Origin of the sequence: Chryseobacterium tongliaonense (assembly GCF_041224435.1) — a bacterium.
GTDB lineage: Bacteria > Bacteroidota > Bacteroidia > Flavobacteriales > Weeksellaceae > Chryseobacterium > Chryseobacterium tongliaoense.
Genome location: NZ_JBGFFD010000002.1, coordinates 84845 through 99120, shown reverse-complemented (window position 1 = coordinate 99120; position 14276 = coordinate 84845). Strand labels below are relative to the sequence as shown.

Below are 14276 nucleotides of genomic sequence, written 5' to 3'. Positions count from 1 at the left end.
ATTCTAAACGTTTTATTGTAAAATGTTTGGAGGATTCGGTTAGCAATAACATGTATTCATGGGTTAAAAATTTCCTGAGCGTTGATTGCTAAAAGCCTGACAAAAGTAGCGCTCCTATTGCCGGATAAAAAGATAATACCTTGTCTTTTTCGGGAAAAAAACAAGGTATATAAGGTGTGTAATCGATTGCTTTTTAGACTCTTATTCTTTTTGTTTCTGCAATTTCTTCCTGCAGGTATTTTATAAATAAAGAAGGAGATAAAGAGGTTTCTTTTTTAAATACTTTGGTGAATTTGCTGTGTGAAGAAAACCCTACTTCATCAGCGAGAGATGCCATTTTATAGTTTCTGTACTGAGAATCATTTTTAAGCTTTTCTATGATGTAATTAATCCTCAATTCATTGATGTAATTGTTGAAATCTTTCTTTTTATGAGTATTGATTACATAGGAAAGGTATTTGGTATTGGTTTCAAAATGGCCGGCAAGATAGGGGAGAGAGATATTCTTATTATTGAAAAGATTGGATTTTTCAAACTTTTTCAGCCTTGCAAGAAGTTTTTGTTCGGTCTCAGAGGTCATCATTACGAGCGGAGCGCTGCTTTCTATCTGAGGTACCGGTACGATATCTGCGCTTAAGCTAATGATATTTTCAGTTTTAGGCTTTTCATTGGCTTTTTCTAATATCTGCCTGAACTTCTCAATATTCTCTTTTTGTTGTATTTTAGAACGTATATAAAGGATCAGTATAATAATGAGAAGAACCAGGACAAATACAATAAGATAGTTTTTCTGAATGCTTTTGTTCTCTGTCTTTACTATTTTCTTATCAAGATTGGTATAGGATTCATCGATAAACTGGCGGGTCTTTGATGCTATTTTTTTCTCTAATGTATCTTTTCTCTGGTCTATGACTTTTAATTTTTCAATATTTTCAGTCTGTAAATAATATTTCTTTTCTGTATCATAAACTTCCTTCTTAAGTTCCAGGTTCTCTGTTTTTTCAGATACTTTCTTGGCGAGGTCCAGATATTCTTTGGCTTTTAACGCGTCATTTTTTTCTAAGTATACATCAGCCAGGCCATTGTAAATATATCCTGTAGTTTCATTTTCGGGAACATTTTTAACTAAATTTAAAGCCTTCTTATAATGAAATAAAGAAGCTTTAATATTTTTCAGATTGTAATAATTGGAACCAAGCATCTGTTCGTTATCAGCAGTAAAAAAATCTTTTTCTTTTGTAATATTATTGAAATGAAGCTGAGATTGTTGAATATACTGATTGGATTTCTTGTAATTTTTTTGATCCATTTCGTAATAAGCCATTTCTTGCAGAATTAATCCCTGGATTTTATGTGCTATTAACGTATCCTTAATCATTTTACCTGTTTCGAGTGTTTTTTGCGCATATTTTTTTGACTGGCTGTAGAGTTCAACACCACGATACTGGCCGGCTAAAAAGAGAGAGATCCGTGCCTGCCAGTTTAAATTATCCGTTTTCTCAATAATTGTTTCCGCTTTTTCGGCGTACAATAATGCTTTCTTAAAATCTTTCGCATCTCTGTAAAGGTTAGCAGAAAGCATTAAACTTTTTGCCTGAAGGGTCGGCGTTTCAGAAACCTTATATAAAGAATCAGCAATATACAGTGCTTTTTTGAAATCTTTATTGGCTGTTTCTAAATAGGTCTTGTTATATAATTTATTATAAGCAGTTAAATCCTGGGCATATACCAACAGGCAGGATAAAAGAGTTAAAATAAAAAAGAGTTTTTTCATATGATTGTATTTTAGAAATATTTTCAGTTATTATAATATAGCAGGGCCTTTTAAAGATTGTAGCTCTTTAAATGGTTAGTTATGGTTAAGCAATTAAAATTGATCTGAGAATACTTGAGTCTCTCAGATGACGTTGTTATTAAACTAAAAGATGATGTTCAAATTATGGCTTTAAAGAATATAGATTTAAGGGAGTTGTACCATTATTTAAAGTAATTTTTCATATTTCTGCAAAATTATACTTTTTTTAAGTTTAAATGGTCATAAAATCGGGTTTCTACATTAATAATCATTAATTTTTGCCAGAGTTTGAAATGAAATAATTTGCAGGAATTATGAAAAAGAGGAATCGGTCCCGGCTATGAATTAATTATCCTATCTTATGACAAGATGGGGAATTCGGCACTGGGCAAAATTAAAGACGAACGCTCATCAGAAAGTGATGTAAAGGGCTATAAATAAAATATCCCGATTCAGATATTAAACGGTTTTAGATGTAAAATGCTGATGTTATGATCATCAATTCGCCGTTCTGTAAATCCCGATCTCACTCAAAGTAATGCAAACAGGAGATTTCGTGATGTTTATCTTTATTTTATCTGAAGTAACCGGGCTTTCCAGTTTAATTAACCGTTTGGCACCGATGCTGGTACCGTCGTAAACTTTTTTCCATGCATTGTTTTCAAATACCTCAACGGAATAAGCTTCTATTCGCTGACCCAAAGCAATGTATTCCTGTAAACTGATGATATCGAAAGTTTCAGCTGTTTTTAAATCGATTTCTAAGCTTGCCTGATGAATATCGTCTGCTGTAGCCCAGTAGCTCTCTTTATTGCTGTCAACCAACCTTGAAACATCATATTTTTTGCCCCGACTGTTGCTTGCGGTAATTTTTGCTTTTTGGGCCAGGTTATTTTGGAACGTATGTTTAACCATATCACCGAAACGTTTCAGTGCAGCTATATCATCTTCATGAAGCAGGCCACGGGTATCAGGCGCTAAGCCAAGGTCTAAACCTGCGCCCCGGCCAACACTTTTTAGATACAGGTCGAATAATGCTTCCGGAGTTTTGGGCTTTTCATTGGCATGATAAAACCATCCGTTTCTTAAAGGGACATCACATTCGGCAGGCATCCAGAATTTACCGTTCCTGATTCCTTCGGGACTTTGCGGGTAATTTGCCTGACCGGGAACTGCTGCGTTTTTTCCATCCGGAGCCATAGGGGTAAAAGTTGCCCATGAAGTTGGTGCTGCATGCCCGTCTTCATTGCCAACCCAGCGTATATCCGGGCCAATATCACTGAAGATATTCGCCATTGGCTGCATTTTGCGGGTAATGGCCCAGGTATTATTCCAGTCGTAATAGGTTGTGTTATCTATCGAACGTTTTTCTTTTGCTCCTCCATAATAGCCATCACCACCATTGGCCCCGTCATGCCAGCTCATAAACAGTTCACCATAATCAGTATACAGTTCTTTTAGCTGAGCCTGGTAAACAGCCAGATATTGATCGGTTCCATAAAGGGCATTGTTTCTGTCCCAGGGAGAACAGTAAACGCCAAATTTTAAACCGTTTTTGTGTGCAGCCTGTTCGATTTCTTTTACCAGATCTCCTTTTCCTGCCCTGAACGGACTTTTACTGATATTGTATTCTGTTGTTTTTGTCGGCCACAACGCAAAACCATCGTGGTGCTTGGCAACGAGGATAATTCCTTTTAAACCACCAGCTTTTGCTGCTTTGATAATCTGGTCTGCATTAAAATCTGTAGGATTGAATGTTTTCGGATCAGCATCACCAAAACCCCATTCCTTGTTCTCAAATGTTGTAGGTGTAAAATGAATTAAGCCATAGACTTCAAGATCATGCCAAGCGAGCTGTCTTTTTGAAGGGAGCGGACCATATGGTTCAGGAGGTGTCTGGGCATAAATGGCTATTGATAATGTGAGAAAAAGAATCAAAAATGGTTTCATAGTCTGGCTTAGATCGTACCAAATTACAAATAATAACCATTAGAAAGCCTTCTCTGTCCCTTATTTTTATTGGTCATATCCTGCCTGAAAAATAAACCCTGTACTGAAAAATAATGACCTTATTGTACGAAAATTATGACATGCGTATCATTTTTTTAGTACAGACCTGATTATGGGAAATTTAAGATTATTAAATACTTTTGCCCAAGTGTGTATTGGGACTTTTATTCAGAGGAATTATCATTCCGGAAAACAGTAGCAACCTCATCATGACTATTGTTTTTTGATTGATCTGTTTGAATACAGAAGACTATTTCTGAAGCTTAAAAAAAGATCAATATGCGCGATTCTAAAAACACGATGGTGCGTATGTTCCCCATTACTCCCATCATTTCACATCAGATCCCAGGTCTGATGTTTTTTGCTTGTATAACCGGATCTTATAACCCTGATTTTTCTTCATGATTAATCGACCTTTAGAATAATTTTTACGACGGTTCCTTTTAATGTATTTTCATGGAAGCTTATTTTTGCATTGAGTTTTTTACTCAGCTGGATCACCATATGTAATCCCAGACCATAATTTTTATATACAAAATTTTCAGATTCCATTCTTTCAAAAACCTGCGAATAATAGGCTATCTGGGTTTGAGACATTCCTTTTCCGGTATCGGATATGGTGATTTCCAACATTTCATTTTTAGTGGTGGCTTCTATCGATATTTCCCCCTTTGTGGTATTTTTTACGGCATTGTCGATCAGATTATGCAGAATGGTGGAAAGTATATTTTTATTGGTTTTTATTTTTAAGCCGGGGTCACAGAGGTTGGCTATTGTGGTATTATTTTCAGATGCCATTTCTTCAAAAAGAAGTTTTTTATCTTCTATTACCTCAAATAATGAATATTCTTTTTCTTCTGAAGTATTTTCCTCTTTATACAATTCGGTATATTCTTTCAGTCCTAATGTAAACTTAAATAACTGTTCAGATGTCTTATAAATACCGTCAAAATATTTTTTCTGGGCCAGGGGATCGTCTGCTTCGCTGAGTTTCTGGGAAAGCAGGGCAATAAATTTCACCGGAGTTGTGATATCGTGGCTGATGCTTTCCATTATTTTCTGCTGGTATTCAGATTCATTTTTCAGCTTATTTCTTGTCATTTCGAGTGTATCTGTCGTCTCTTTAAGCTCCTGATTCCTGCTGTAAAGGTTGTGTTTTAATTTTTTATTGATAATTCTGATGAAGTTTGTCCGGATCTGTACAATGATGACAACCAGAATTATTCCTGACAGCCCGATCAGAATTTTAAACCACATGGTCTGATAAAAAAACGGCTTTATCTCTATCCGGATTTTTTTATAGGCAAACTTTCCGTTTTCAGATGTCAGAAATCTGATGATCAGGTTATATTTTCCGGGAGCAATATTGCTTAAAATATATTTTCTGTCCTTTTTTACTTCTTCCCATTTATTATTGCTGCTATTTTCCAACAGGCTTTCGATGTAAATATTCTCGATATTATGAAAGTAGGGGATATCAATGAAAATCTCAGCAGTTTTATAATCACTTTCCAGCTTAAGGTTATCTTTGAAATAGATCATTTTTTTTCCAATCCTGGCCTTTTCAATGTGTAATTGATTGCCTTCAGGATAATGGGTTTTAATGCCATCTGGTTTAAAAAACACAAAACCTTCCATTGAAGGAAATACAAATTCTCCGTTTTCCAGAATGGTACCGCTTGGATTGGAGCTGCCGTTGAATTCGTTATTCAAGAAGCCGTCTTCTTTGGTATACCTGTAATAGATCACTTTGGCGTTTTTATTCCGGGCATAATTCAAAAGCATTTTTTCAGGAACCTTGAATAAACCGTTATTGGAAGAGATCCAGAAAACTCCGTTGCGGTCCTCCAGTATATGGTGTGCGCCGGAAATATAGCCATCCTTATCATCCGGCATCCTGATTATTTTATCATTTTTCAGGAGATAAAATCCTTTATTGTGAGTGGTAAACCAGTAATTTCCATCTTTTGTCCGCTGAATTTCCTTTATCGGCAGGTCTTTGGCCAGGTGCTTCAGAATTTTATTCCGGGAAAGAGACAGGAGATAGATCCCGTTGCTCGTTCCGATATATATCAAATCATGATTATATTCTTTTATAAAGTTGATGTTATCCTTACACCTGAAAATATTTCTTGCTTCTCTGAAGGCATCACTGGTAAACCAATACAGATTATAATATTCATATTTTCGGTCTGCCATGTTGATGACAATGCGATTGTTAATTTTAAATAATCCTTCAACGTTTCTGTTCGGGAAACTTATAGAATCATGCTTCTGATAGTGTGAAGCCCTGTATCTTCTGTGCAGCTTGTTAAACTCAACGTATAAAAGGTTATTTGAATTGTCGTAGAGAAGATACCGTTTATCATAATTAAAATCAGCAGAATATATTTTACTGACTTTGTCTTTGGAATATTCAAAGCCCTGTTTTGAAATAATTGAATTTGAGGTAAAAGGCAAAGCTTCATACACAACCTCACCGGAAAACGGAATGTTTTTTTGTGGGATATAGAATTGAGAAAGATTAACAATATTGAGCCCTTTCACAACGTTTCCAAAATAAAACTTATCAGATTCTTCATCATAAAACATGCAGTATAAAAGTTCTTTTTCTATTTTTTTATATTGCATCAGGAAGGTGAGGGCAGGCTTACCGGCATTGATTTTACTGATGTAGATATCACCGTCGTTGATTACAAAAACCTGTTTAGTCCCTTGATGCCAATATATTTTAGATTCAGGATCATTATAAAGAGAAGGCTTATTGTCGTACGATACAGTACCGTTTTTCAATATGATCGTTCTCCGGTTTCGTGGGTCGGGGATATAAATAATATTTTTCTGCTCAAAAGCATACATCAGGCTTTTCGAAGGGAAATCTGACAGAATTTTTTTTTCTGATCCATTCGCGTTTTTATAAATAACGTGATGATTGTCAAAAAAATAGGTTTCTGAACTTGTTTTTATATAATAACAGTTGGTTTCCGGAAAAAACCGGCTTAAAAAGCTGCTTTTATAATACCTTTTATATTGTTTATTATTGGTTATTGAAACTGTTCTGGATACTTTTCCATAGGGCAACATTTTTACCGTTCTGTCTGATATCAGAACACAGTTTTCATCATTATTATTAAAACAAATGATATCTCCATTCTCCGTACCCAGAAAATTTCCAAAACTGGAATTGCTTATTTTAAAATTGTTGTGAAGCGAAAAACCGGCTCCGTCATATCTCAGAATGCCGCCATCTGTTGACAGCCAGATAAACCCGTATTTATCTTTTATAATATCTTTTATGCTGTTTTGCGGGAGACCTTCATCCATACTGTACCATCGTGAGGTATAACGTTGAGCATGGAGGAACATTGAAGATAATATGAAAATAATGTAATATAATTTCATTAATGGCAGCTAACGGATTTTATGTAGCAAATATATTACAAGTTTATAGTGATTTTTCTTGATGATGTCAAATTTATATTACATTTAATGAAAAACATAGGTAATCAATCTTCAGAATTCATGATGCTAAAATCTGATGGGCTATAATTTAGGAACTGATGGTGTGGTTTTGTGAAGTTTTAATGATAATTTCCGCTATTGGAAACTTTCAGAAGATCAACAAGGTTATTCACACCTAATTTTGCATAAACCCTTCTTTTGTAGGTGCTTGCCGTGGTCATGTGAATTTCGAGAATATTGGAGATTTCTAAATTTCCATTCCCTTCTATCAACAGCTTGAAGACCTGGAGTTCTCTCTCTGATAATAAACTTGCAATATCTTTTTTCTGTGGCCGGGATGTAAGCTCTTTAACCAGTTTAGGAGAATAATAATACCCGTCTTCAAAAACGGACTGTACTGCTTTTATCACATTTTTTTCACTGCTCAGCTTATTGATATATCCTTCTGCGCCTTCCTGAATGTATTCTACAGCAGCACTTTCTTTATAAGAAGTAAAAATGATAATCCGGATATTTTCCTGAATCATTTTCAATTCTTTAATCATATGCTTAAAAGTACTTCCTTCCATATCGATATCAAGCATGATAAGGTCAAATTTATCAGTATATAGTTTTGTTTTTACCTCCTCATAATTTTCTGCGTAATCGATTGAAATATCGGGAAATTGATTTTCTAAAATCATTGCTGTTCCCAATCTAACTACATAATGATCATCTGCAATCAGTATTTTTTTATTCATATCCGGATCGTTTATAAGGTAATTTTTACTCTTATTTCTTTGATGTTTTTTATTTTTGAGAAAGCTGTCTCGGCGTTGAGTTTTCCGCTTATTACTCCTGAATTTTGTTTGTATTGGAGTATTCTTTTTCAACATCAAATATACCAATTTCTATTTCGTTTTTTGCTGAAGTTTCTTCTTTATGAGTTGATTAAATTTAAAATAATGATAATATCGGAAAATAAAACACAGCAAGAAAATCCTGCGGTGTTTATTTTGCATTTTAAGAGAAAAGGACGATATTATTTTAACAGGGTCAGGGTAAAACTGTTTTCTCCAAAATTAGACCTGGTGGTGTTGGCTGTACAGCCTCCCGCAATACGTACCCGCAAATAATAAATTCCAGGCTGTAAATAAGCGATATTTGATGTGAAAATAAAATCAAAACCAATATACCCGCTTGCCAGATGACTGTCCTGATTGGGAAATGCATTATTTAATCCTGTTGTAGGGCTCTGGCTTAAATTAAAAGCAATAAATCCACCGCAATCTGCAGGGCTTTTATCTGTAATCAGACGCGTTGTAATGATATAATATCCCGGTATCGTTACAGTGGCACTGGCTCCGGTATTTCATAGGACCGGCCGGTAAAAGGCTTGTAACAGCACCGATACCTGAATCAATGACTACACTTGCTCCTGCTCCTGTACTTTCACGCCAGGTTCCCGTTCCATTGGCGTCAGAAACCATAATTCTTCCTTCAGCCTGGGTGCCGTCAACAATTCTGACTGCCCCGGGAGTAGTACCATTGTTAATATCTAATCTCGTTGTGGGACCTGCAGTTCCCAATCCGATTTTGTTGTTAACCGCATCAATGTTTAAAGTGTTTCCATCGATTTGAAAGTGGCTTGTTCCGGTAGACGCACCAGATACGAAGTTCAGGGTTTTGTCTGCCATGGTTACCGTACGGTTAGTCTGAAGGGTTCCGTCAGAATTATAAATATTTACATTCCAGTTGATTATTTTTTGCCAGATATTTCCATCAAAATAATAATACCCTTCTGAGGTGATATTGATGGTTTTTGTACTTGGAGTAGTTGGAGCTGCAGTAGCATACAATAATATTCCGGTCTGAGCTGCGGTATACTGTGCGTCTGCAGATTTTATCTGATCTCCGGTAAGCCGTGGAACATTTAACCCCTCAGGTCTGCTGCCATCAGTTGTTTTTGAGGCTATTTCCAATGTGGAATTTGGAGAGGCAGTATTAAAGCCTGTTTGTGAAAAAAGACCAGAGAAACTTAACAGACTTACTAATAAAATTAATTTTTGCATGATCTTAAATGGTATTGGGTACATGACATATTGCATTCCATTTCAGAACATCCTGAATGGAAATAAAATGTTAAGCATATACAAGGGGTGATTATTTTAATAAAGTAAGCGTAAAGCTGTTCTGCGCCAGATCTCCTCTGGTGTTATTGGTGGTACAGCCTGCTGCAGTACGTACCCGCATATAATAAGTTCCGGCCTGTAAGAAAGCAATATTGGAAGTATAAATGAAATCGTTGGCAAAAGATCCCGTTACATGCACATCCTGTACCGGAAAGGCATTATTCAGGGCTGCAGTAGGGCTCTGACTTAAATTGTAGGCAAGAAATCCTCCGCATCCTGTGGGAACCTTATCTGTTATAAGGCGGGAAGAAATAATGTAATATCCCGGTACGCTAACGGTTGCATTGGCGCCCGTATATTTCATAGTACCCGCAGGCAGCAGGCTTGTAACGGGACCTGCATTGGACGTGATAACTGTTGCTGCGCCGCTGCTTTCACGCCAGGTTCCGACACCATTCATATCTGACACCAGAATTTTTCCGTCTCCTTCTGTGCCATCCACAATTCTTATAGCTCCGGGAGTCGTTCCGTTGTCAATATGTAGTTTTGTTGTAGGTGCATCGACACCAACTCCGATTCTGTTATTTACGGCATCAATATTTAAAGTATTTCCATCCACCTGAAACTGGCTCGTTCCGGTAGTCGCGGTAGAGGTGAAGGCCAGTGTTTTATCAGACATTGTTACCGTACGGTTGGCTTCAAGTGTACCGTCAGAATTATACATGTTTAAATTTTGATTCATGATCCTTTGCCAGATATTTCCATCGAAATAATAATACCCTGCAGAGGTGATATTGGCTGTTTTTGTACTGGAAACAGTGACTGCCGCAGTGGCATATATCAATGTTCCTCTCTGTAAATTGGTATATTGGCTGTCGGCGGATTTAATCTGGTCTCCTGTAAGTCTCGGGGTAAGGATTCCTTCTGGCTTGCTTCCGTCAGTCGTTTTTGCCGTTACATCTAATGTTGCATTCGGGATAGAAGTATTAATACCTACTTGGGATAGTAGAATTTTCATCCCCAACATACACGAAATTACTAAAATTTTCTTCATAATTTTAAGCATCAAAGTTTTCTCAAAATTATCTTCATTAATTAGTAAAGCAAAATATTTACTGTAGTATTTATTTGACATCAATGTACTATAAACACTATAGAAACTGATGCCGGCTTGCTATATTATTAAAAGCATAAAGGTATCATCTCTTTTGTTGGATTGAGGTCTTTATGATCTGTATTTTACTGACGCATGCTGAATAATTTAATGCACAATGGAATAAATCCTAAAGAAACTGCAATAAAAACAGCCACCCTGATATAATTGAGCGTTTGCCAAAGGGAAGTCCTTGCGATCAAATCTTTTGAAGGTATCTGTGTCTCAGCTATTTTCTGGAAATCTATTATGTTCGGTGCGAAAAAAGCGAGAGTCCAGACTCTGACTGCGATGTGAACCGCCACAAGGATTAAAAGCCAGTTTCTTACGGGATCAATTTTCCAGCAGAATATAATGGCAAGAATGAAAGTAATTTCGTGAAGCGAATGAAATACAATCCAGAAGATTTTAAGGCTTATACCTTTACCGTCCAATAATAGTTTAAAATGATCCGGAGGTGATGATACCCATTTCGGAACAAAAACAAAAGTTTCAAAAATCTGTGCTCCGTTCATTAAAAAATAGACCAGTGTTGTGATGCAAAGCGATATTTCTGCCCTGGTTAAATAGCTTGCCGTTAAACTTTCCATGTTATTTATTTTTTTTGTTCAGGTTATCGGATGTTTCCTTCATGATCGCAGTTGCTTCTACGAAATACCGTTCAATGGCTACAAGTTCTTTTTCTGAAAAAGTTGAAATTAATTCCAAAGTTTTTTCCTGTAATTCATCAAAAAAAGGTTTCAAAAGTTTCATGCTGTTTTCAACGTTGGGGATAATGATTACTTTCCTCCGGTCTTCTTTGATGAACTGTCTCTTAAGAAGTTCCTTTTTCTCTAAACGGTCAATTAATCCTGTCACGGCACCGGTGGTTAGTCCCGTTAACTTTGAGATTTCACCTGCCGTTATAGATTCGTGTTGCAGGATAAGTCCCAAATACTTGTGATCTGCCCCTGATAATCCTGCTTTTCGGGCAATGGCTTCGTGCATGAAGATTGATGCATCAGAATATTGTCTGCTTGCCGTTCTGAATTGTTGGATTTTATTTTCAGTCATTGAATTAATTATTAACTAATTATCTTAGTTGCAAAGATATTTATTTCTGTTTGAAATCTGCAAGCTTTTATTGAAAATTTAATTTTGGTAGCTATATGCTATTTTACACTCACCCATTTTTTATTAACGCAAAGCTTTGATATAAAGCAAAGGAAGGCAGTAAAGCTGTTATGAAGCATTCTTTTGAAAATTTATTGTATAGATTAAAAAAAGCTTTGCTCATCTTACATAGGTCCATTCTTAATTTTTTATGAACGGGAATGATTAGGATAGCACAAAAAAATAGAGGCTGTCCCATTTGAGACAGCCTCTTCTCGAAACATTCTTCATCATCATAAATTAATTCAAACTAATAACCAAACTATTTATAAAATTTCATGGGGGTAAAGACTGCATAGAACTGAGTCTTTTTTACATGATTAAAGATGAAGAAACATAATAATTATACCGTTTAATATGAATGTTGATTCAAAAATAACAAACAGTTTGTGTTTTAATCTCATCCAGTTTTTAAGTTTTTTCACCGGCAGTGTTTAAAGCTGAACTGGTTTGTAAAAAAAATTAAAACTGGAATAGGTCCGGAGAAATAAAAGTTTTTTTATTTGTAAGTATTTATTCACCATCAAAAAAGCACCAGTATTTTATAATGATTTCCGAAATCAGAAATGTTCATATAGGGTTTTTAATAAAACAGCAGGTTATACAATCAAATGTTGATCTTCATTATATCTGTCATTTTTTTTCATCTGATGAACAGGAAATCTATAGAATGTACAGCAGCAGGTCTCTTGATACGAAAGTGCTTTTGAAATGGTGCCGGTTATTGGAATATGATTTTTTTAAAGTCTATTCAGAAAGTTTTAGATTATATTCAACTAAATCTGCCGTTTCAAAATATACCGTGATCAGACGGAAGAAAAGAATCACTTCTGTCCGGCAGAAACTTTATACAAATGAAACCAAAGACCTTCTCATTAATTTAATTATAACAGGACAGAAAAGTATTGTACAGATTGTAAAAGAATATAATATTTCCAAACCTGTCATTTATGGTTGGCTGAGGAAATACACCAAATATTCATGAATCGGGTGGCAAGTTTAGGCTCAATTTAAAATAGAATTAATAACCGTCAGTGTTTATAAGGAAATTATTTTTTTCTTTTTATAAATAATCTGCCAGGATTTTGATTCCCTGTTCTAATTTTTTCTCTGTGGCAGACCCGAAACTTAAAAAAAAGCCGGGGCCTTCCAGTTTGTAGTAATTAAAATTGATTATTTTTATATTTTTTGCATCCAGTTCCTTAGTAAACAAATCATAATTATCAATAGGTTTTTGAGGGATAATCCAGTAACCGAGGCCTAATTCTGGCTTTGTATAGATGATCTTATCTTTAAAATATTTCACCAAAAGAGTATCTACGAAATCCCTTTTTTCTTTATAAAAGGCAGCATATTTTTTGATATGCCTGCTGAAAGTTCCGTCTTGTATCAAATGGTAAAAAGCTATTTCCATCACAGAATCCCCACTGATATCAACGATTTTGCGGAGGGCAACAATTTTTTTGACCAGGTCATGATTGCTTACCAGATAGCTTATTTTTAAAAGCGGACTTATCGATCTGCTGAATGTTCCGATATAAATATAATTCCTAAGGTTATTTTCACTGCATAAAGGTAAAAGATGTTTATCGCTGTAATTAAGGTCTATGCAGTAATCATCTTCAATAACAAAAAAATCATGCTGATTGGATAGGTCGATGAGCTCTCTGCGTCTAGAGTCACTTAAGATTGTTGTCGTTGGAAATTGTGAATTCGGGGAAATATAAACTGCTTTTATCTTTTTCCCCATATCAATATATCCTTTTATATCAGAGATAAGAACTCCGTCTTTGTCTACTTCAGCCAATAAAACAGATGCTTCCGCATATTTGAACGCATCCCAAGCTGGTCTGTATCCCGGATGTTCAACAATAATACAGTCATCATCTCTCAGCAGGCATTGCGCGATTAAAAAGATTCCTATCTGGCTGCCACGGGTGATACAGATATTATCTTCATCTACTTTCATCCTTCTCTCCTGGTTAAGCATCTGGGATAATATGATTCTTAGCTTTTTGTATCCCATGGGATCATTATCCAGGTGAAGCTTTCGTTTCTGGATTTTTTTGGCAATGAGCCTGTATTCTCTGATGATGTCAAGAATAGGTGAGTGGCTGCTGTCCGGAAGCCCCTGATCAAAAATAATTTTATTGGTTTCAGAATTTGAATGAATTACCGGATATTTTTCTATTTCAGATTTTGCCAGTCTGCCGGCGACAAATGTACCGGCCCTTTGCCTGGATATCAGCCATCTTTCTCTCTCCAGATAGCTGTAAGCTTCAATGATCGTATTTCTGTTAACATTGAAAAGAGATGCCAGTTTTCTTGTTCCGGGAAGTACATCTCCGGTTTTCAATACACCGGATTCGATGGCTTCTATGATCGTTTCTGCAATTTGTTTATAAACAGGAAGATGAGAAAATTTCTCATTAATCTTTAAATCTAATTTCCAGGGTCTTAGCATTAATGAAATAAATTGATATTTTAAAATTAAAGATTAGTTTTTAATGAATTTTTTACATGCCTATTTCCAAAATAAGAACGTTTTCATTTTCTAAATCGTTTCATTGTGGAAAATATTGTACAAAGGTCA

General features: G+C 35.6%; 10 protein-coding genes. 1 reads left to right on the top strand and 9 read right to left on the bottom strand.

From position 1 onward, the window contains the following. Nucleotides 1-193: 193 nt before the first annotated feature. From AB8P06_RS04780 to AB8P06_RS04745, 8 genes are all read right to left on the bottom strand, one after another. Entirely contained in the window at nt 194-1774 is a 1581-nt protein-coding gene (locus AB8P06_RS04780; protein WP_369838614.1) for a helix-turn-helix domain-containing protein, read from the bottom strand. 519 nt (nt 1775-2293) lie between these two features. Next, nucleotides 2294-3745 (bottom strand): alpha-L-fucosidase, encoded by a 1452-nt coding sequence (locus tag AB8P06_RS04775; RefSeq protein ID WP_369838611.1) that lies wholly within the window; start codon nt 3743-3745, stop codon nt 2294-2296. A gap of 465 nt (nt 3746-4210) precedes the next feature. Further along, nucleotides 4211-7207 carry a sensor histidine kinase gene (locus tag AB8P06_RS04770; RefSeq protein ID WP_369838609.1) on the bottom strand — a complete coding sequence of 999 codons (2997 nt, stop codon included), beginning with the start codon at nt 7205-7207 and terminating at the stop codon, nt 4211-4213. 179 nt (nt 7208-7386) lie between these two features. Next, nucleotides 7387-8007 (bottom strand): response regulator transcription factor, encoded by a 621-nt coding sequence (locus AB8P06_RS04765; protein ID WP_369838606.1) that lies wholly within the window; start codon nt 8005-8007, stop codon nt 7387-7389. A gap of 540 nt (nt 8008-8547) precedes the next feature. Continuing rightward, nucleotides 8548-9318, bottom strand: coding sequence for a phage tail-like protein (locus AB8P06_RS04760; RefSeq protein ID WP_369838604.1), 771 nt, complete (start codon nt 9316-9318; stop codon nt 8548-8550). A 91-nt stretch (nt 9319-9409) separates the two neighbouring features. Next, nucleotides 9410-10432 (bottom strand): phage tail-like protein, encoded by a 1023-nt coding sequence (locus AB8P06_RS04755; protein WP_369838601.1) that lies wholly within the window; start codon nt 10430-10432, stop codon nt 9410-9412. 185 nt (nt 10433-10617) lie between these two features. Next, nucleotides 10618-11121 (bottom strand): transposase, encoded by a 504-nt coding sequence (locus tag AB8P06_RS04750; protein ID WP_369838598.1) that lies wholly within the window; start codon nt 11119-11121, stop codon nt 10618-10620. Between the two features lies 1 nt (nt 11122). Further along, entirely contained in the window at nt 11123-11584 is a 462-nt protein-coding gene (locus tag AB8P06_RS04745) for a MarR family winged helix-turn-helix transcriptional regulator (RefSeq protein WP_369838597.1), read from the bottom strand. A gap of 646 nt (nt 11585-12230) precedes the next feature. On the opposite strand from AB8P06_RS04745, the gene AB8P06_RS04740 reads away from it, so the two are divergent. Then, nucleotides 12231-12668 (top strand): transposase, encoded by a 438-nt coding sequence (locus tag AB8P06_RS04740; RefSeq protein WP_369838595.1) that lies wholly within the window; start codon nt 12231-12233, stop codon nt 12666-12668. Nucleotides 12669-12746: 78 nt separating this feature from the next. Here AB8P06_RS04740 and AB8P06_RS04735 read toward each other — a convergent pair whose 3' ends face one another. Continuing rightward, on the bottom strand, nt 12747-14147 hold the full coding sequence (locus AB8P06_RS04735; protein WP_369838593.1) for an aminotransferase-like domain-containing protein: 1401 nt from the start codon (nt 14145-14147) through the stop codon (nt 12747-12749). Between the last annotated feature and the right edge of the window lie 129 nt (nt 14148-14276).

Bases quoted from the DNA above. Each gene is read 5' to 3' on its own strand.
- AB8P06_RS04765 (WP_369838606.1), bottom strand. From the start codon at position 8,007: ATGAATAAAAAAATACTGATTGCAGATGATCATTATGTAGTTAGATTG.
- AB8P06_RS04740 (WP_369838595.1), top strand. From the start codon at position 12,231: ATGATTTCCGAAATCAGAAATGTTCATATAGGGTTTTTAATAAAACAG.
- AB8P06_RS04750 (WP_369838598.1), bottom strand. From the start codon at position 11,121: ATGGAAAGTTTAACGGCAAGCTATTTAACCAGGGCAGAAATATCGCTT.
- AB8P06_RS04745 (WP_369838597.1), bottom strand. From the start codon at position 11,584: ATGACTGAAAATAAAATCCAACAATTCAGAACGGCAAGCAGACAATAT.
- AB8P06_RS04780 (WP_369838614.1), bottom strand. From the start codon at position 1,774: ATGAAAAAACTCTTTTTTATTTTAACTCTTTTATCCTGCCTGTTGGTA.
- AB8P06_RS04755 (WP_369838601.1), bottom strand. From the start codon at position 10,432: ATGAAGAAAATTTTAGTAATTTCGTGTATGTTGGGGATGAAAATTCTA.
- AB8P06_RS04770 (WP_369838609.1), bottom strand. From the start codon at position 7,207: ATGAAATTATATTACATTATTTTCATATTATCTTCAATGTTCCTCCAT.
- AB8P06_RS04775 (WP_369838611.1), bottom strand. From the start codon at position 3,745: ATGAAACCATTTTTGATTCTTTTTCTCACATTATCAATAGCCATTTAT.
- AB8P06_RS04760 (WP_369838604.1), bottom strand. From the start codon at position 9,318: ATGCAAAAATTAATTTTATTAGTAAGTCTGTTAAGTTTCTCTGGTCTT.
- AB8P06_RS04735 (WP_369838593.1), bottom strand. From the start codon at position 14,147: ATGCTAAGACCCTGGAAATTAGATTTAAAGATTAATGAGAAATTTTCT.